The organism is Aeromonas sp. FL131, from assembly GCF_049860615.1.
GTDB lineage: Bacteria > Pseudomonadota > Gammaproteobacteria > Enterobacterales > Aeromonadaceae > Aeromonas > Aeromonas hydrophila.
On the sequence record NZ_CP187595.1, the window covers coordinates 1,762,582 to 1,781,957 of the forward strand.

The window sequence follows — 19,376 nt, forward strand, 5'->3', positions numbered from 1 at the left end:
GTAGTAACGGGGCAGGTTGTCAGCCGTCACGCCACGGGAAGGGGGCAGGTTAAGGCCATGACTGGCGCGCAAGCAGCGCAATCCAGGACATCAGTTGCCGTGGTAATGGGAATCGTTGTCAACATGGGGGTGGATCCTGTTAGGATGACGCAAGGGTATGCAAGAGGGGTTGTGATGAAACGTTGGTGTTTGATGGGGTTGGGCTGGCTGGCATTCGTGACCGGCATCATCGGCATCGTGCTGCCCCTGCTGCCGACCACGCCCTTCATGTTGCTGGCGGCGGCCCTGTTTGCCCGCTCGTCCCCTCGTTTTCACCGCTGGCTGCTGGCCCATCCCTGGTTTGGGCCGCCCATTGCCGACTGGCAGCAGTATCGCGGCATTCGCCGCCATGCGCGGCGGCGTGCCATCCTCTTCATTCTGTTCTCCTTCTCGGTGTCGCTGGCGGTGGTCCCCCTGCTGTGGGTCAGGCTGCTGCTCATTGCCATAATGGTGATCCTGCTCACCTGGTTAATGCGTCTGCCGGTGCTGGAGCCAGTTGCAATGGAGAAGTGAAGTCCCTAAGCTATTGCGGCAATAATGCTATGGAGTCGGCCTGTCATTTTTGCGTGACGGGCCTTTTTATTTCCCGCTGGCGGGAAGCTGAGAGAAACGACCATCTGCGTCGAAAAACAAACGGTCAAACCATGAATCCGGAAACCCTGAAATTTATCGAAGCGAGCATCAAGACCATTCCCGACTATCCGAAGCCGGGCATCCTGTTTCGCGACATCACCAGCCTGATCGAGAATGCCGATGCCTTCAAGGCCACCATCGATCTGCTGGCCAATCACTATCGTGATCAAGGGATCACCAAGATTGTCGGTACCGAAGCGCGCGGCTTCATCTTCGGTGCGCCGGTTGCCTACGCCATGGGTCTGGGCTTCGTGCCGGTTCGCAAGCCGGGCAAACTGCCCCGCGCCGTCATCGAAGAGTCCTACGCCCTCGAATACGGCACCGACACCCTGCAACTGCACACCGACGCCATCGTGCCCGGTGACAAGGTGCTGGTCGTGGACGATCTGCTGGCCACCGGCGGCACCGTCGATGCCACCGTCAAGCTCATTCGCCGCGCAGGCGGTGAAGTGGTTGATGCCGCTTTCATTATCTCCCTGCCGTCCCTCGGTGGTGATGCTCGCCTGACTGCCGCCGGCGTCAAGGTGGTTTCTCTGGTCGAACTGCCGGGCGAATAAGCCCCCAGTTTCACCAAGCAGGCAGGTCTCGTCAGCCTGCCTGCGTCCAGACCGGTGCCCGTACGGGCATCGGTTTGAAATTCAAGCGATCCCTCTCGCCCTGGCCGATAGCCGATACAGCCCGCCCCGCATTTGTGTTAGCATCCAGCCTCAATGCCTTGTCATCCCTGCATCGAGATCTATGAGCTATCAGGTTCTGGCGCGTAAATGGCGCCCCCATACGTTTGAACAAGTGGTAGGCCAGCACCATGTGCTGACCGCCTTGACCAACGCCCTGGATCAGGGACGGCTGCATCACGCCTATCTGCTGAGCGGCACCCGCGGGGTCGGCAAGACTACTATCGCCCGCATCCTGGCCAAGAGCCTCAACTGCGAGCAGGGGATCAGCAGCCACCCGTGCGGGGTGTGTGACACCTGCCGCGAGATCGATCAGGGCAACTTCGTCGACCTGCTGGAGATCGATGCTGCGTCGCGTACCAAGGTGGAAGATACCCGCGAACTGCTCGACAACGTGCAGTACCGGCCGGCCCGTGGCCGCTTCAAGGTCTATCTCATCGATGAAGTGCACATGTTGTCGCGCCACAGCTTCAACGCCCTGCTGAAAACCCTGGAAGAGCCGCCCCCCTATGTGAAGTTCCTGCTGGCAACCACGGATCCGCAGAAGCTGCCGATCACCATCCTCTCGCGCTGCCTGCAGTTTCATCTGAAGAGTCTGGATCAGACCCAGATCGCCAAGCAGCTCGAATGGGTGCTGGATCAGGAGGGGCAACCCTTTGAACCACGCGCCCTGCTGGCGCTGGCCAAGGCGGCTGACGGCAGCATGCGCGATGCCCTGAGCCTGACCGATCAGGCGCTGGCCCACGGCAATGGCAGCGTGCGCCTCGACAGCGTGCTGGCCATGCTGGGCACGCTCGATCATCGCCATCTGCACCAGCTGCTGGAGGCGGTGCTGCGCCAGGATGCGCCGGCCACCATGGCCAAGATCACCGAAATCGCCACCCTGGGCCCCGATTTTGATCAGCTGCACGCCGAGCTGGAAGGGTTGCTCCATCGCATCGCCATGGCGCAGCTGCTGCCCGCCACCGTGCAGGAGCAGGGGGCGGACGCCGATGCCCTGCTGCAGCTGGCCCAGGCCATGAGCCCGGAAGAGGTGCAGCTCTGCTATCAGATCGTGCTGGGCGGTCGCAAGGATCTGCCCTGGGCCCCCGATGGCCGCACCGCACTGGAGATGACCTGCCTGCGGATGCTGGCCTTCTCGCCCCGGCGCGAAGTACTGCACCCTGCCAGCCTGACGGCGCTGCCCCCCGCCATGGGAGGGTTTGCGACAGAGGCGAGAAGTGGCGCAGCGGCGCCGGGAAAGCCCCAGGGGGCTGAGCCGGCCCCGGCTGCCAGCGCAGCGCCACTGGCTTCGTCTGCGGTTGCCGCCACCGCGCCTGCAGCGACCATGGCCCCTGTGGTGATGGCCGAGCCTACAGCTGTCGAGCCAGCGCCGGATAGACAGGATAACGGCGCCGAGCTGGATCCGCTGTTTGCCGAGCAGGATGAGTTGCTGCGCGAGGCCGAGCAGATGGGCTACGAGGCGGTTACGTTGCCGGCCGCGTCCGGCGACCTGCCGGCAGAGCCGTCTGTGGCTCCCCCCTCAATGCCTGTCATGGCCGAGCCCGAGCCAATTGCGCAGGCCGAGGTGGTGGCCGACGCAGAAGCCGTTCCCTCGACGGTCTCCAGCATGCAAAGCCTGCTTGGCAAGCGCAATCTGTTGCGCAGTCGCCTGCGCAGCGAACCGTCTGCGGCGACCAGCGCTGTGCGCGCAGCGCCCGCCAAACCGGTGGCAGCCGCCAGACCGGCAACTGCAATACAGTCAGTTTCCGCCACGTCATCCCCGGCGTTCGAGCCGCAACCGGCGCGAGTTGATGGGCAAGGGCAGACGTCTGCCCGGCCAGCCCCGCAGACGGGGTATGACGACTTGCCGCCGCTCGATGCCTATGAAGAGAGCGGCAGCGACTACGAAGAGTATTTGAGCCAAGGTTTCAGCGATGCGTTTGCCAGCGCCCCTCTGCCGGAGCGGGCTGCCCAAGCGGCTTCACCGGTACCTGTCCCCGCGGCCGTGACACGTCCTCAGTCAGACGATCTGCCGCCCTGGGATCTGGACGGCAGTGCACCTCGGCAGGTTAGCGCTGCGCCTGTTGCGGCTCCCGTGACGGCCTCTCGCGAGGTCGTTGCCAGCGAGCCGGCACCAGCGGTCTCGGTGATGGAAACCATCGACTGGGACGAGCTGGAGGGTGACAGCCAGCCGCAAGCGGGAGAAGTGGTGGCCAGATTGATCCCGTCCTCCCTGCTGAACAGCTGTGGCGATCCCTGGGCCGAGCTGATTGCCCGCACCGGTGTCGGTGGTCGGCTGCGTCAGCTGGCCATCAACTCGGTCATGAGCCAGCAGGGGGACAAGGTACTGTTGACCCTCAAACCGGAGCAGCGCCATCTGATCAGCGACAGGGCGTGCGCCGATCTGGCCGAGATCATCGGCCCCGAGCTGGGGCAACCGGTGCAGGTGGCGGTCACGCTGGGCAGTGTGCCCGAGCAGGAGACGCCGCTGGAGATAGAACATCGCCTCTATCTCGGGGTGCGTGAGCAGGTCACCCGAGATCTGGAGCAGGATCCCAACGTGCAATTTTTGCAGCAGCGATTCGGCGCCGTGCTTCACCACGACAGCATAGAGCCGCTGAGTCGCTGACAAACACCATGCCGGGCCTGGTGCCCGGTTGAAAAATGGTTTGGCTGTCCCCACTTAGGACGGGTAAACCCACGGCCCGGCGCTGGATGCCGGATTTCAAGACGAGAGACGACATATGTTTGGTAAAGGTGGAATGGGGAACCTGATGAAACAGGCCCAACAGATGCAAGAGCGCATGCAGAAGATGCAAGAGCAGCTTGCCCAGATGGAAGTGGTCGGTGAAGCCGGCGCTGGCATGGTCAAGGTCACCATGGCCGGCAGCCACAGCGTGCGCCGCATCGAGATCGACCCGAGCCTGATGGAAGATGACAAAGAGATGCTGGAAGATCTGGTGGCCGCAGCTGTCAACGATGCCGTGCGTCGCGTGGAAGAGCAGAACAAGAGCAAGATGGGCGAACTGACCGGCGGCATGCAACTGCCCCCCGGCTTCAAGATGCCGTTCTAAGCTCGGCTTGGCAGAGCGCGCCGTACCGCGTTTCTTGCAGATGACGGCGTGACCAGACTACACAGCGGATACAGAAATGTATCCGCTGTGTTTTTTTATCCGGTTTGCAAGGCGATAGCCGGTCTTGTTTGGTCGTCTGCTGGCGCGCAACTGTGAAGTGCTACCCCAGCCATGCAGGGGGGGATCATCAAGGCAGGCAGCGTCCCTTCACCCAATAGATGGCTCGGGCATCCTTGTCCACCCTGGGGTGGCCTGTCGCCAGCAGCTGGTAAGGCAGCTCTGCCAGCAACTGGGCCAGCTGGAAATGCGGGTCATCCTGGTTGATGAGCAGGCTGGTATAGACGGGGTCCTTGCAGGTCAAAATAGCATTGAGGCGGGCCTTGTCGACATTGGTTATTTGCCAGTTGCCATATACCGAAAATAATCCGCGTTCGGTTTCACCAAATTGCCAGCCGGCAATATTGGCGCGTTGTTCTAGCGGTATTTTAACCAAGAAGTGTTGGGTGTCATCTTTCATATTCTTGGCAGCATCAATGGCGGGGTAGGCCAGAATAAACGTCAGCATAAACATAATGCCGGCTGCGCTGGCCAGCAAGGTTGCACTGTGTATTTCGCGCCAGCGCCACAACTGTTCTACTGCAAAGATAAGTAATATGGCCGCAAATACATGCCGCCAGCCCAGCGTACTGATGACCCTGAGCACGTTATCGGGTATTTCCAGCGGCAACAGCGGCAGATAAAAGGGGGCCGTCAGTAGCGCCAGTGCAAACAGGAACATGAACAAGGTCCAGCCACGGCCATAACCATTGAGCCAGCGAGGCCAGCAGACGCTCAGTTGCCCGATCATCAGGGCAAAGACCGGCATCAGTGGAAAGAGGTAGAGAGTCCGCTTGGTGGAGGCAATGCTGAGCAGCAGCAGGGTGCCCAGCGCCCAGCTCAGCAGAAACAGGCGGGAGGCGCTCCACTGCTTCTGCCTGAGGGTCTGCCAGCACCAGAGCAGCACCAGGGGCAGCCAGGGCAGGGTGTATTCGGCCAGCCCGCCAAGGTAAAAGAGGTATTCACCGGGCTTGATGTGACCGAGCTCGGCCGAGCTGCCCGTCAACCTGCCCACCTGATTTTGCCAGAACCACTGCTGCCAGAGCGACTCTCCCTCAGGATGCTGCCACAGGGCCAGCAGCCAGCCGGCGATGGGGGCGACAAACAGAAGGGTCATGCCGAGGTGCTGTATCACGAAGCGGCCTCCCTCCTGGTGTGCAAGTTGGCGTTTGAGTGCCGGCAGAAACAGCGCCAGCCAGCCGAAGAAGAGGGTGATGGGACCGATGGGGCCCTTGACCAGAAAGCAGAGGGAGAGCCCAAGCCCTGCACACCAGAGCATGTGCTGGCGATCCGCCAGATACCATTCGGCAAATGCCCACATGGTGAAAGCGACGAAAAAGGCGAGGCTGGTATCGACCCGGATCCAGTGGCTGTTCATGATGAAGCCCTCCATGGTGCCCAGGGCGATCACCGACCAGAGTGCGGCAGTGCTGGAGCCCAGTACCCGTCTGGCCAACAGGCCGGTGAACAGCAGGGTTGCCATGGCCCACAGCGCTCCCACCAGACGCAGCGCCACCGTGACGCCGAGGTTGTTGTGGAGAAGGGCAAGAAAGGGAATGGTGAGGATGTAATAGAGGGGCGGTTTTTCGATGAAGCTGCTGCCGCCCAGTGTCGGGATGGCCAGTTCACGGCTGGTGAACATCTCCCAGGCGATGGCCGCCTCACGAGGCTCGTCGGGGGTCCACAACTGGTGGCCAAACTGGCCCATCAGAGTGATGGCCAGCACCATCAGCAATAATCCGTACAGATGCGTATTCGGGGCTGTGCTAGTGGGCTGCATGAGGTCCTCTCGGCAGGTAAAGCTGCGCTTTGATAACGAACAGACTGACATCCGTGGTCTGAGAATGGGTCGTGGCAATATCCATATTGATAAAGGCTCACCACACTAAAATAGCGATGCTCAATCTAGTATCACATATTCTGATGGATGCTAATGAACAAGTTGTTACCAAATATTACTTAAGACGTTAACCATTATTGTGGGGAGACATTTTGTCTTGCTCTGCCATTTGTCAAATAAATACATTTATTGGCTCATTGACACTTTTGGTTTGGTCATCGCTAAGATGCTTGACGAGCCATGGATAAACATGCCGGCCATATATTGATACCGCTGGCCGCTTCTATGTTTTTATTTTTCATATCGGTTTTCTGGAGCTCGATATGTGCGACCTCCTGATGGAAGGTGCACCAAGTATCGAGGCAATCTCGAAGTTAGGCAAAGCAGATGCGTTGCGTTGGGATCTTCGCTTGACTGGAGACGTCAACAGCAAGTGAGGTGATCGCGTCTTTTGGGTGTGCTCATTCTGCAGCCAGATCACCATCAGCTGATCCATGTTGACCAAGACGATGAGGAGGATGCTGGGGACGAAGGTCGAGATGAAGCGCTTCGAGTTGCCGAGAGAACCTTGCTGGTTGCCCGCAGATCTTTGGACAAGTTGCAGCCGATGCGTGCGAATGGCGGAGTGCGTTGCGCCGGCGGCAGGCCCAGAATAACTGGGGCAACGACCCGGCTGGCGGGATGATTTTGTCGTTGCAGTGCAACTTGTCGCGACAAATGGTGCAAGAGGAGTGCTTTTGCGCGCAATCGACCGTGGTACCGGCCTGTTGCCTTGTTGCAGACAAACCCAACATCAACGACAAAAATCATATAAAACATTAACTTGGATTTAAGATTTTCGCTTTCGAAGACGCTTATGTCGTTTCATCATTACTATTTATGGATCAGTTATAAAACCTTTGTTCATTTGACTACTTTTCGCATTTCTCATTGCAGAGTAAGATGCCACTTCAATAAAAATAAGAATTAGGAGTTCGGGTGTGAAGGCATTAGTAAAAGAAAGGGTATCGCCCTATATAAGCCAGTTATATGAGTGCGGTATTAATGATTCTGACATTAAGTTGGTGGTGGATCAGTTCCGCTCCGACGTGTCGGGCAGCTCGTCGCTGTTCCTGTTGCGCGATGATGACAAGAGCGACGGCATCAAGCTCTTCGCGAGCGGCTTGACCGAGGCCCAGCAGCAGTTCTACGTCCAGCATCATCGCCAGGATGTGTGGTTCAATCACTATCTGGACAAGGGCTGCCAGGGGATCGTCAGCGCCAACACGCTGTCCAACTCGGCGGGTCTGCTGGCCAGCTTCGGCGCCCAGTTCGCGGCCGGTGGTGTCTGCCGGGTGAAGGGGCGGGGACTGAGCAGCCTGTGTACCTATCGGGCGGCTACCCAGGATGATTTCAGTGCCCAGGAAATTTCTTCCCTTGGCGAAGTTTATTCTGGCCTCGCGGCCTGGAGCCACCATTATTGGAACCTGCTGGCCCTGGAAACCCAGAATTATCAGCTGCAACAGCTGGTGAAAAACCACAATAAGCCCAGCGCCATCGTCGATGACAAAGGGCATATTCATTATTCCAATGTGGCCTTCAATCGTATTGCCGACGAGAACGTGGAGTTGCGGGCAGGCAATGGTATTTTCTCGCTGCAAAATAAGGAGCAGCAACGCCAGTTCAAAGAGATATTGAATGGTTTTGCCTATCTGCTGCCCGGTGCCAGCGCTTATATGTCCATTCCCCGTCAGCCCAATCTGCGGCCATTGCTGATCCAGTGCACCCTGATGAGCGGTCTCAACCGCTTCGAGCGGTATGTGGAAGTGGTGCTGCGGGATCCCGAACACTCCTTCAACCCCGACATCGAAGCACTGGCCAGCCTCTATCCGCTCACCATCGGCGAGAAAGAGTTGCTGGTGCTGATGAGCAAGGGCTATAGCAGCAACGACATCGCCGAGCTGCGCGGCGTCAAGGTGGAAACCGTGCGCTCGACCCTGAAAGGGGTCTTCAAGAAGACCGACTGCCACAGCCAGAACGAGCTCTTGCTGTTGCTGCAATCCATCTCCTGATCCATGCAAGCTATGCTTGGAGTGAGCCGGACATAGTGCCCGGCTCGCGCCTCCCGGCCGGGAGGCCGGTTGGGGGAATGCACGATGGAATCACTCAAAGCAAAGGATTACATGCAGACTCGGCCCATCACCTTCAGCGCGGAGATGATGGTGCAGGCGGCGGTGGAAAAATTTCTCAACAGCCGTCAGCTTGGTGGCCCCGTGGTGGATGGGCGGGGTCACTTGGTGGGCTGGGTCTCCGAGCAAGACTGCATTGCCGTCATGTTGAAAGAGGCCTATCACTGTGAACAGGTGGCCCAGGTACGGGACGTGATGCGCAAGGAGGTGCTGGCCGTCGGCCCCGATACCAGCATCCTGGAGCTGGCCGAGATGATGATGGGGCAAAAACCCAAGATCTACCCGGTGGTGGAGGAGGGGCATCTGCTCGGGGTCATCAGCCGCCACGACGTGATGCAGGCCATCCACGCCCAGCTGGGAGCCTGCTTCGTGCGCAAGGCGCGGGCCTGAACCCGGTTGATGGGGGCACTGTTGTCATCCCAAGAGCAGGCATCTGGCCTGCTCTTTCTTATGGTGAGTCCGTAATGAAGGGCTTGCTACCCGGATAACGTCTCTTTCATCGCCCTCGCGGCCGCTTTAAGGCTTGCGCCCTCCGGCCTCGCTCTTTAGGATCGCTCGAAGCTATCGATATGGCCCTCTTGCCGGGCACTCTTTTAAGGAATTCGTACCTTGTCTCTCTCTATCGAGGCGCTGCGCCGCCGTCTCCCAGCCTGCATGAATCTCGACGCCCGCCGTCTCTCCAGCCGTCTGCACGGAGCCAAGAAGCTGCCCGAGGGCAAACAGGCCGCCGTGCTTGAGACCATCGCCGCCGATCTGGATGCGGCACAGGCGCGCTACCAATCCCGTTTGGCGGGCGTACCCAAGGTGACCTATCCGGACAACCTGCCGGTCAGCCAGAAGCAGGCGGAGATCGCCAAAGCCATTGAAGAGCACCAAGTGGTGATCATCGCCGGTGAAACCGGCTCGGGCAAAACCACCCAGATCCCCAAGATTTGTTTGGCGCTCGGGCGCGGGGTGAAGGGCTTCATCGGTCACACCCAGCCAAGACGTCTGGCGGCCCGCACCGTGGCGGCCCGTATTGCCGAAGAGATGGAGTCCGAACTCGGCCACTACGTGGGCTACAAGGTGCGCTTTACCGATCAGGTGAGTGAGCAGACTCACATCAAGCTGATGACCGACGGTATTCTGCTGGCCGAGATCCAGAACGACCGGATGCTCACCCAGTACGACACCATCATCATCGACGAGGCTCACGAACGCAGCCTCAACATCGACTTCATTCTGGGTTATCTCAAGCAGCTGTTGCCAAAGCGCCCGGACCTCAAGGTGATCATCACCTCGGCCACCATAGACCCGCAGCGTTTCTCCCGCCATTTCAACAAGGCGCCGGTGATCGAGGTCTCCGGTCGCACCTATCCGGTGGAGGTGCGCTACCGTCCGCTATTTGTTGATAAAAAAAGCAGTGATAAAAGTGAAGGGCTGGAGGAGCGCGATGAGCTGCAGGGGATCTTCGATGCGGTGGAAGAGCTGGCCCGCGAGGGGTTGGGGGACATCCTCATCTTCATGAACGGTGAGCGGGAGATCCGTGATACTGCCGATGCCCTGCGCAAGCTGAACCTGCGCGATACCGAGGTACTGCCGCTCTACGCCCGTCTCTCCAACGCCGAGCAGAACAAGGTGTTCCAGCAACACGCCGGACGGCGCATCGTGCTCGCCACCAACGTGGCGGAGACCTCGCTGACGGTGCCGGGCATTCGTTATGTGATCGATCCGGGCACCGCCCGCATCAGCCGCTATTCCTGGCGTACCAAGGTGCAGCGCCTGCCCATCGAGCCGGTCTCCCAGGCCAGCGCCAACCAGCGTAAAGGTCGCTGTGGCCGGGTGGCGGACGGTATCTGTATCCGTCTCTACTCCGAGGAGGATTTCAATGGCCGCCCGGCCTTTACCGATCCCGAGATCCTGCGCACCAACCTGGCCTCCGTCATCCTGCAGATGCTGGCGCTCGGCCTTGGCAACATGGAGGCGTTCCCCTTTGTCGAGCCACCCGAGTCGCGCCATATCAAGGATGGCCTGACCCTGCTCAAAGAGCTGGAGGCGGTGCGCGAGCTGCCCGCCACCGGCGATCGCGAAGCCAAACTGCAGTTGACCGAGACCGGTCGCCAGCTCTCGCGCATCCCCCTTGATCCGCGTCTGGCGAAGATGGTGATCAGCGCGGCGCAGACCGGCTGTCTGAGCGAGGTGATGGTGATCACTGCTGCCCTCAGCATTCAGGATCCCCGCGAGCGGCCCATGGAGAAGAAACAGGCCGCCGACGAGCAGCACAGACGCTTTGAGGACAAGGATTCCGACTTCCTCGCCTTCGTCAATCTGTGGAACTACCTGAAAGAGCAGCAGGATCTGCTCGGCAGCAACCCGTTCCGTCGCATGTGCCAGAAGGAGTTTCTCTCCTACCTGCGGGTGCGCGAATGGCAGGACATCCATTTCCAGCTGCGCCAGACGGTCAAGGAGCTTGGTTTTAAAGCCAACCATGAACCGGCAGATTTCAAGACGGTGCACTGCGCCCTGTTGACCGGCCTCTTGAGCCACATCGGCAACAAGGATCTGGAAAAACCTGAATTCCTCGGCGCCCGCAACGGCCGCTTCCACCTGTTCCCGGCCTCGGGTCTGTTCAAGAAGCCGCCCAAGTGGGTGATGGCCGCAGAATTGGTGGAAACCTCGCGCCTCTACGCCCGCATCAACGCCAAGATTGAACCCGAATGGGTGGAGCCGCTGGCAGGACACCTCATCAAGCTGCACCACAGCGACCCTCACTGGTCGAAGAAAAACGGCGCCGTAATGGCCAAGGAGAAGGTGACGCTTTATGGCCTGACGCTGGTCAATGAGCGCACCATCAACTTCAGCCGCATCGACCCGGCGCTGTGCCGCGAGCTGTTTATCCGTCGCGCCCTGGTGGAGGGGGATTTCGAGACTCGCCACCGCTTCTTCAGCGATAACCGCAAGCTGCTGGCCGAGGTGGAGGCGCTGGAGCACAAGTCTCGTCGGCGCGACATCCTGGTGGATGACGAGGATCTGTTCCGCTTCTACGATGCCCGCTTGCCGGAGGAGGTGATATCAAGCCGCCATTTCGACAAGTGGTGGAAAGAGGCGCAAAAGCAGGACGCCGAGCGGCTCAACTTCGAGAAAGAGATGTTGATGAAGGGGGATGCGGCCCACATCAGTGATCTCGACTACCCCAACTTCTGGCAGCAGGGGCGTCTCAAGCTCAAGCTGACCTATCAGTTCGAGCCGGGGGAGGCGGCGGACGGCGTGACCCTGCATATTCCGCTGCCGCTCCTGAATCAGGTGGAGGTAAAGGGGTTCGAGTGGTTGATCCCGGGGCAGCGTCACGAGCTGTTGGTGGCTCTCATCAAGTCGATGCCAAAGCCGATGCGCAAGAACTTCGTGCCGGCGCCCAACTATGCCGATGCACTGCTCGCCAGTATCAACCCTGAACAGGGGCCGCTGCTGGACGAGATGGAGCGCCAGCTGCGCCGTATGACGGGTGTGACCGTGCCCCGTGAATCCTGGGACTGGGCTGCGGTGCCCGATCACCTGAAACTCACCTTCCGGGTGGTGGACGACAAGCACAAGAAGGTGGCGGAAGGCAAAGATCTGGAGGCATTGAAAGAGTCGCTGCGCGGCAAGGTGCAGGAGACCCTGTCACAAGTGGCGGACGATGACATCGAGCAGTCCGGTCTCACTCTGTGGAGCTTTGGCGAGCTACCCCAGGAGTACAGCCAGAAGCGCGGCGGGTTCGAGGTGAAGGCCTATCCGGCGTTGGTAGACGAGAAGGATTCGGTCGCCATCCAGCTGGTGGAGAGCCCGGTGGTGCAGCAGCAGCTGATGTGGGCGGGCCAGCGCCGGCTGGTGCTGCTCAACGTGCCATCGCCCATCAAGTATCTGCAGGAAAAGCTGCCCAACAAGGCCAAGCTGGGGCTCTATTTCAACCCGTTTGGCAAGGTGGCGGAGCTTATCGATGATTGCATCGCCTGCGGCTGTGACAAGCTGATTGAGCAGCACGGCGGCATGGCGTGGGACGAGGCCGGTTTCGAGGCACTCAAGGAGTATGTCCGCGCCGAGCTCAACGATGCGGTGGTAGAGGTGGCCAAGCAGGTGGAAGCCGTACTGACGCTGTCCCATGAGATCAAGAAACGGCTCAAGGGCAAGATGCAGCTCGACACCGCCTTTGCCATGTCCGACATCCAGCAGCAGCTCGGCAACCTCATCCACAAGGGTTTTGTCACCGAGACCGGCTGGCAGCGGCTGCCTGACTTGCTGCGCTACCTGCGGGCCATCGAGCGGCGCCTGGAGAAGCTTGCCATCGATCCCAACCGGGATCGGGTCTACATGCTCAAGGTGCACAGCGTGGAGTTGGAGTACAAGGCGCTGCTTGCCAAGATCCCCAAGTCCCAGCTTATTCCCACCGAGGTGGCCAATATTCGCTGGATGATCGAGGAGCTGCGGGTGTCGTTTTTTGCCCAGAATCTGGGAACCCCCTATCCGGTCTCCGATAAACGGGTGCTGAACGCTATCGCTCAGTGCTAATCTGCTGTAAAGGAGAGGAGCCGGTGCCGTATTACCGGCCGGTTGGACGCTGACGGAGGAGCAAGGATGCTTGGAATCTGGTTAGGGATGGCGATGGTCAACATCAGTGGCTATCAACCCATTGCCGAGCAAACCTGGGTGCAACTGAACCCGGAATACTACCCGCTGCAACGTACCCCGCCCGCCATGTTCGTGGCCTGGCGGGGCAATCAATTTCCCACCCTGGAACTCAAGAAGAAGAAGGGGCGCTGGCAGGTGCTGTTTCCGGCCAGGCTGGTGCCACCGTTCGATCTGTTCGAAGGGGAGGCCGAGCTTTCCAAGGCCTATCTGGCCAGGTTAAGGCGCATTGACGAGGCAGCCTACGGGCTGGCACCCGTTGTGGTTCCCCCTTACCAGCACCATGCGCAGCAAGAGGTGGTCAGCCTTGGCGTCCCCTTCATGGCCGAGTTTGCCGCGCCGCAGCGACCAGGTCAGCCCCGTAGCAATAGTACAGAGGGTGCCGAGCCCCTGCTGGCCGTTCTGAATCTGCGAGCAGAGGACTGGCAAGCGCCTGCGATACTGCTTGCTCAAGCTGGTGAGGGGCAGGATCCCGCGCTGGTGTCACTGGCGAGCGAGCCGACCGGCAGTACCCTCACGCTGGCGGCACCAGCGGCGGGTGGCAAACGGGTATGTCATCAGGTTGCGGCGGGGGAGACGCTCTGGCGTATCGCCGCCATGCTGGCCCAGAGCGGTACCGTGACGGGGGCGGCAGGGGATACCTACAGCTATCTGCTGGCCATCGTCGATGACAATCGGGCGCTGATGGGCAACGGCATTCGGGTCAAGGCCGGAGACACCCTGTATTGTCCGGCGCCGCAGACCCTGGCCCGCTTCGATGCCCTGAGCCCGGCCCAGCGGCAGCAGCGCTTTGCCCGGTTGGAGCAGGGGCGTTAAGGTCTCTTGTCACTGTTAGGGGCCCGTGATAGTATGCGCCCTCGTTTTGCGAGGTGCTGACCGGTCGCAGTCAACACCATACATTCATCCATATGAGATAAACATTATGTCTTTCGTATTCCAAGCTGAAGTCCGTTCTGACCTGGGGAAAGGTGCGAGCCGCCGCCTGCGTCATGCTGACCAAGTTCCTGCCATCGTTTACGGTGCAGGCAAAGAAGCCCAGTCCATCACTGTTGACCACAAGAAATTCATCCTGGCCCAAGAAAAGCCGGAATTCTACGAGTCTGTACTGACTCTGGTTATCAACGGCGAAGAAGTTAACGTGAAAGTGAAGGCTATCCAGCGTCACCCGGTACGTTACAAGCTGGTTCACCTGGACTTCGTTCGCGTCTAATCGACAACGAACGTTCCAGTAAAGAGGCCACCCAAACGGGTGGCCTCTTTGTTTTTACAGCGTTTTTCCCCGATAAAAATAAAATACTCAAATAGTACTGTTAGTCTTTACTTGTAGGCATGATTGACAGCAACACACCAATTGTGATGCTCTGGCATCTACAAAGTATTCGAACAAGTCCAAATACGGGGTAATGTTGACCGTGATGAAGGGAATCATACGGGGATATTTCCTGCTGTTCACACCCATTCTGGTACTGGTTTTGGTGGGTGGGTATCTGCTGGGTGACGCACTGATCGAGCGCGAGCTCTACCGTGTACGCAGTGATGAGAGCACCTTCCTGTCGCTCGCCAGCGGTCGTCTCGACGACGAACTGGCGGTGCCGCTGCGCCATGTGCGCAGCATGTCTGAAGAGCCCATCCTGCTCGAGGCGGCGGGTCGCAACGAACGTGACAACATTGCCGCCCAGTTTACCGTGCTGATGAACCGCAATCCTGACTATGCCCAGGTGCGCTGGCTGGCGCCGGATGGCATGGAGTTGGTGCGCTTCAATCGTCAGGGCCAGCATCTGCAGCGTGTGCCCGATGACCAGCTGCAAAACAAAAAGGATCGTTACTATTTCCGCGATGCCATGGCGCTGCCCTGGGAGCGGATCTACGTCTCGCCGCTCGATCTCAACGTCGAGCAGGGGGTGATCGATCGCCCCTTCAATCCCATGATCCGTATTGCCAAGCGTCTGCGCCTGGGAGATCGCGATCTGGGCTTGCTGCTCATCAACGTGCAGGCCGGCCGTATGCTCAAGGTATTCGCCAACAGCAGTGGCAGGGCCGCCGATCACACCATGCTGCTCAATCAGGATGGCTATTGGTTGCGCAGCCCGGATCCGGCACAAGAGTGGGGCTTCATGCTCGAACGTCCGGACCTCACCTTGAAGCAGTTTTCTCCCCAGGCCTGGCAGGCATTCTTGGGTGCTTCGAGTGGCCAGGTTGAACTCGCCGACGGTCTGTGGAGCTGGACCACGCTGTACCCGGCACTGAATCACGATCAGCTGGCCTGGAAGGCTGCCTCCATGGTGCCACGCAGCGAGCTGCTGGCCATTCGAACCCATATCTGGGGGATCATCTCGGCCACTTGCGCCATCTTGCTGTTGCTGTTCGGCGCCGCAGTGGCCTCGTTGGTGCTCAGCCGGCATCGGGAGCAGCTGGCGCAGCAGGAGGCGGCCAGACTGGCGCGGGTCAAAGGGGATTTCATCGCCAACATGAGCCACGAGATCCGTACCCCCATGAACGCCATCATGGGGCTGGCCTACCTGCTCGAACAGGGGGGGCTCGACGATGGCCAGCGCGCCCTGGTGCGCAAGATCCATCAGGCCGGGCAGGCTCTGCTCGGGATCATCAACGACATCCTCGATTTCTCCAAGATTGAATCGGGCCGGCTCGAGCTCGAGCAGGTGCCATTCAGCCTGGAAGAGGTGCTCGATCATGTGGCGGCCATCATGTCCACCTGCGTTGGCAACAAGCACCTCGAGCTGGTGGTGAGCAGCGCCCCCGAGCAGGCCGCCCACCTGGTTGGGGACGCCCTGCGCCTCGAGCAGGTATTGCTCAACCTGACCGGCAACGCCATCAAGTTCACCGAGCGCGGGGAGGTGGAAGTCAAGGTCGAGCTGGAAGCCGAGCAAGACGGCATGGCCACCTTGCTGTTTCGGGTGCGTGATACCGGGATCGGCATTCCGCCCGAGCAGCAGGCCAACATCTTCAATGCCTTCTCCCAGGCCGACTCCTCTACCAGCCGCCGTTTTGGGGGAACCGGGCTCGGTCTGACCATCAGTCGCCGTCTGGTGAACCTGATGGGGGGCGACATCGGTGTCACCAGCGAACTGGGCAAGGGGAGCGAGTTCTGGTTCCGCGTCCGGCTGGAGCAGGTAGAGCGGCCTGAGGCCTTCCACGAGCGGTTGCAGCACGTCTCGCTGCTTATCGCCGACGACAACCAGGTGACCCGTGACACCCTGTCAATGACGGTGGGCTCCCTCGGCTGGCAGTCACGGGTGGTGGAGTCGGGCGAGAAGGCCTTGCACCATCTGTTGCGGCAGGGGGAGCGTTTCGACGTGATCCTGCTCGACTGGATCATGCCGGGCATGGACGGTCTCGAGACCTGCGTGGCCATTCGCCAAGCCTTCGAGCAGCAGGATCGCTCGCCCATCATCATCATGGCAACGGCCTATTCCCAAGAAGAGCTGATGCGCCGCCCCGGCTCGGAGCAGGTGGATCTGGTGCTGCACAAGCCGGTCACCGGTTCCAGCCTCTACAACGCGGTGGCACGCCTCATTCATGAGAAGCGCGAGCATGTGGATCTGCTGGAGAGCGGTCAGCGCCGTCTGCGCCTGCCTGGCGTTCACATACTGCTGGTCGATGACAGCGACATCAACCTGGAGGTGGCAACCCGCCTGTTGCAGCGGGAGGGGGCCGAGGTGATCACCGCCATCGACGGGGAGCGGGCCCTGGCCTGTCTTGCCGACCCGGCGCAGCGTATCGATCTGGTGCTCATGGACGTGCAGATGCCGGTGATGGATGGCTACGAGGCGACCCGTCGCCTGCGTCAGCTGCCGGGACACAAGGAGACGCCCGTGCTGGCACTCACCGCCGGGGTGTTCAAGGACCAACGCGAGGCGGCGCTGGCCTGTGGCATGAACGATTTCATCGCCAAGCCGCTTGACGTGGAGCAGCTCATCGCGACCCTGTTGCGTTACCTGCCCGACAGCGTGGTGCCGCTCACGATCAACGACGTGCCACCTGCCGTGGAGCCGGTGGCCGGCATTGACATCGATACCGGGCTTCGCAACTGGGGCGAGGCCTCCGTCTATCTCAAATACCTGCGCCGATTCCGCGATGACTACATGACGGTCGGTACCGTGCTGCCGGACTACATCGCCCAGCACGAGACTGATGCGGCCGCGAGCCTGACACACAAGCTCAAGGGGGTGGCAGGCAGCCTGTCGCTCACCGATGTGGCGCGCATCAGTGCAGAACTGAATGAGGCCATCGAGCAGGGGGGAGACACCAGTCAGCTGATGGCTCCCTTCCTGGAGGCGCTGGAACGGGCGCAGCAGGCCATCGACCTCTATGCCGGACGAGAGCCGGGAGCCGTCAGCTCCCCGCTGGCTCAGAGTGAGGCGCAGGAGGTGTGCCTGCACGCTCTGCGTGAGGCCCTTGTGAGCGAGGATCTGGAACTGATTGAACCGGCGCTGGGCCAGGCCAAGAGTTACTTGCCTGCTGAGCTGGTGAGCGAGATCGGTGCGGCCCTGGAGCTGTTCGACATCCAGCTCGCGACCTGCAAGCTGGAGGGGTATCTGGATAATCGGGAGGCAGCTGGATCATGAATCGACCGCGCGTGTTGATCATCGACGACGAGCCGAGCAACCTCGGGCTGTTGCGGCAAATCCTCAAGGAGGAGTACAGCCTCTTTTTTGCCAAAGGCGGCGAGGAGGGGCTGGCCGCCGTGGCGCGCCACGAACCGGCCCTGATCCTGCTTGACGTGCGCATGCCTGACATGGACGGCTACGAGGTGTGCCGCCGGCTCAAGGCCGATCCGGCCCACACCGGGATCCCGGTGCTGTTCATCACGGCGAGCGACAACCCGGACAGCGAGAGCCAGGGGTTCGAAGCGGGCGGGGTGGATTACATTTACAAGCCGGTCTGCCCAAGCACGGTGCGCGCCCGGGTGCGCACTCACCTCTCGCTGGTGCGTCTCGATCAGCTCGAACGCAGCTACCGCACTGCCATCGTGATGTTGAGCGAGGCGGGTCACTACAACGACACCGACACAGGGGTACATATCTGGCGCATGGCCGCCTATGCCCGAGCCCTGGCCGACGCGGCAGGCTGGAGTGCGGATCAGTCCGAGTTACTGGAGCTGGCGGCCCCCATGCACGACATGGGCAAGATTGGGATCCCCGATCATATCCTCAAAAAGCCCGGTCCCCTCACCGAAGAGGAGTGGGCCATCATGCGCACCCATCCGCGCATCGGTTACGAAATCTTGAAGCGCTCAGACGGGCTCATCTTCCGCATGGCGGCGGAGATTGCCCTGCATCACCACGAGAAGTGGGACGGCTCGGGTTACCCTGCAGGAGAAACCGGCGAAGGGATCCCCGAGGCGTCGCGGATCGTGGCCATCGCCGATGTGTTTGACGCCCTGAGTGTGCGTCGCCCTTACAAGGAACCCTGGCCGTTGGAGCAGGTGCTGGCGACGATGCGTGACGGTGCCGGCCAGCACTTCGATCCCCGGCTGCTCGCCTGTTTTCTCGAGATCATGCCGGAGATCTTGCGCCTCAAGGCCCAGTGGGACACCCGCGAGGAGCGGGGGATCACCAGATAGGTTGGGTCAGGTAGGGATTGCTTGCCTGCTCGCGGCCGAATGTCGAGCTGGGACCGTGGCCGGGGATGAAGACGATGTCATCGCCAAGGGGCAGCAGGGTTTCGGTGATCGACTTGATGAGCGTCCCGTGATCGCCACGGGGAAAGTCGGTCCGGCCTATACTGCCGGCAAACAGCACGTCACCCACCCAGGCGAGCCGCTCGGTTTGCGAGAGCAGCACCACATGACCCGGGGTGTGGCCAGGGCAGAAGTACACCTCCAGCTCGCATTGACCCACCTTTACCTTGTCACCTTGCTCAAGCCAGTGATCCGGCGTGAACGCGGGGGTATGGGCGAAGCCAAACATCTGGCTCTGCTGGGGCAGCATGTCGAGCCAGAACGCATCCTCTTTGTGGGGGCCGGTGATGGCCACCCCGGTTTTCTCCCGCAACTCGGCAGCGGCACCCACGTGATCCAGATGACCGTGAGTCAGCAGGATATGGGTCAGGGTCAGCCCGCGTTTGGCGATGGCGGTCAGCAGCTTGTCTGCTTCGCCGCCCGGATCGATGAGGGCGGCCTGATGGGTCTCGTCACACCAGATGAGGGAGCAGTTCTGGGCAAACTGGGTGACCGGGATCACCTCGAATTTCAACATATGGGGTCCTC

13 protein-coding genes are annotated in these 19,376 nt (G+C 60.4%); 11 read left to right on the forward strand and 2 right to left on the reverse strand.

Annotated elements, in window-relative coordinates; genetic code table 11:
* The first annotated feature begins 174 nt into the window (after positions 1-174).
* From ACPW75_RS08265 to ACPW75_RS08280, 4 genes are all read left to right on the forward strand, one after another.
* Positions 175-552, forward strand: coding sequence for a YbaN family protein (locus tag ACPW75_RS08265; RefSeq protein ID WP_077095452.1), 378 nt, complete (start codon positions 175-177; stop codon positions 550-552).
* A gap of 131 nt (positions 553-683) precedes the next feature.
* On the forward strand, positions 684-1,229 hold the full coding sequence (gene apt, locus ACPW75_RS08270; RefSeq protein WP_016350746.1) for an adenine phosphoribosyltransferase: 546 nt from the start codon (positions 684-686) through the stop codon (positions 1,227-1,229).
* A gap of 181 nt (positions 1,230-1,410) precedes the next feature.
* Positions 1,411-3,957 (forward strand): DNA polymerase III subunit gamma/tau, encoded by a 2,547-nt coding sequence (gene dnaX, locus ACPW75_RS08275; protein ID WP_077095451.1) that lies wholly within the window; start codon positions 1,411-1,413, stop codon positions 3,955-3,957.
* 115 nt (positions 3,958-4,072) lie between these two features.
* Positions 4,073-4,402 (forward strand): YbaB/EbfC family nucleoid-associated protein, encoded by a 330-nt coding sequence (locus tag ACPW75_RS08280; RefSeq protein WP_011706069.1) that lies wholly within the window; start codon positions 4,073-4,075, stop codon positions 4,400-4,402.
* Positions 4,403-4,589: 187 nt separating this feature from the next.
* Here ACPW75_RS08280 and ACPW75_RS08285 read toward each other — a convergent pair whose 3' ends face one another.
* Positions 4,590-6,278 (reverse strand): ArnT family glycosyltransferase, encoded by a 1,689-nt coding sequence (locus ACPW75_RS08285; protein ID WP_041215998.1) that lies wholly within the window; start codon positions 6,276-6,278, stop codon positions 4,590-4,592.
* Positions 6,279-7,318: 1,040 nt separating this feature from the next.
* Here ACPW75_RS08285 and ACPW75_RS08290 point away from each other — a divergent pair.
* The 7 genes from ACPW75_RS08290 (at position 7,319) to ACPW75_RS08320 (ending at position 18,731) form a co-directional block, all read left to right on the forward strand.
* Positions 7,319-8,389 (forward strand): helix-turn-helix transcriptional regulator, encoded by a 1,071-nt coding sequence (locus tag ACPW75_RS08290; protein WP_017408386.1) that lies wholly within the window; start codon positions 7,319-7,321, stop codon positions 8,387-8,389.
* 84 nt (positions 8,390-8,473) lie between these two features.
* Positions 8,474-8,896, forward strand: a complete 423-nt coding sequence (locus tag ACPW75_RS08295) for a CBS domain-containing protein (protein WP_016350742.1) — start codon at positions 8,474-8,476, stop codon at positions 8,894-8,896.
* Positions 8,897-9,115: 219 nt separating this feature from the next.
* Positions 9,116-13,030 (forward strand): ATP-dependent RNA helicase HrpA, encoded by a 3,915-nt coding sequence (gene hrpA, locus ACPW75_RS08300; protein ID WP_077095450.1) that lies wholly within the window; start codon positions 9,116-9,118, stop codon positions 13,028-13,030.
* Between the two features lie 66 nt (positions 13,031-13,096).
* Positions 13,097-13,963: a hypothetical protein gene (locus ACPW75_RS08305; protein WP_077095449.1), complete on the forward strand. Its 867-nt coding sequence runs from the start codon at positions 13,097-13,099 to the stop codon at positions 13,961-13,963.
* Positions 13,964-14,069: 106 nt separating this feature from the next.
* Positions 14,070-14,357: a 50S ribosomal protein L25 gene (gene rplY / locus ACPW75_RS08310; protein WP_024945378.1), complete on the forward strand. Its 288-nt coding sequence runs from the start codon at positions 14,070-14,072 to the stop codon at positions 14,355-14,357.
* A 205-nt stretch (positions 14,358-14,562) separates the two neighbouring features.
* Positions 14,563-17,733 carry a hybrid sensor histidine kinase/response regulator gene (locus ACPW75_RS08315; protein ID WP_179101320.1) on the forward strand — a complete coding sequence of 1,057 codons (3,171 nt, stop codon included), beginning with the start codon at positions 14,563-14,565 and terminating at the stop codon, positions 17,731-17,733.
* Positions 17,730-18,731 (forward strand): HD domain-containing phosphohydrolase, encoded by a 1,002-nt coding sequence (locus ACPW75_RS08320; protein WP_077095446.1) that lies wholly within the window; start codon positions 17,730-17,732, stop codon positions 18,729-18,731. Before ACPW75_RS08315 ends, ACPW75_RS08320 begins: the two co-directional genes overlap by 4 nt.
* Here the strand turns inward: ACPW75_RS08320 and ACPW75_RS08325 are convergent.
* A complete protein-coding gene (locus ACPW75_RS08325) occupies positions 18,721-19,365 on the reverse strand; it encodes an MBL fold metallo-hydrolase (protein ID WP_024945381.1) in 645 nt (214 codons plus the stop codon). The genes ACPW75_RS08320 and ACPW75_RS08325 overlap by 11 nt on opposite strands.
* Between the last annotated feature and the right edge of the window lie 11 nt (positions 19,366-19,376).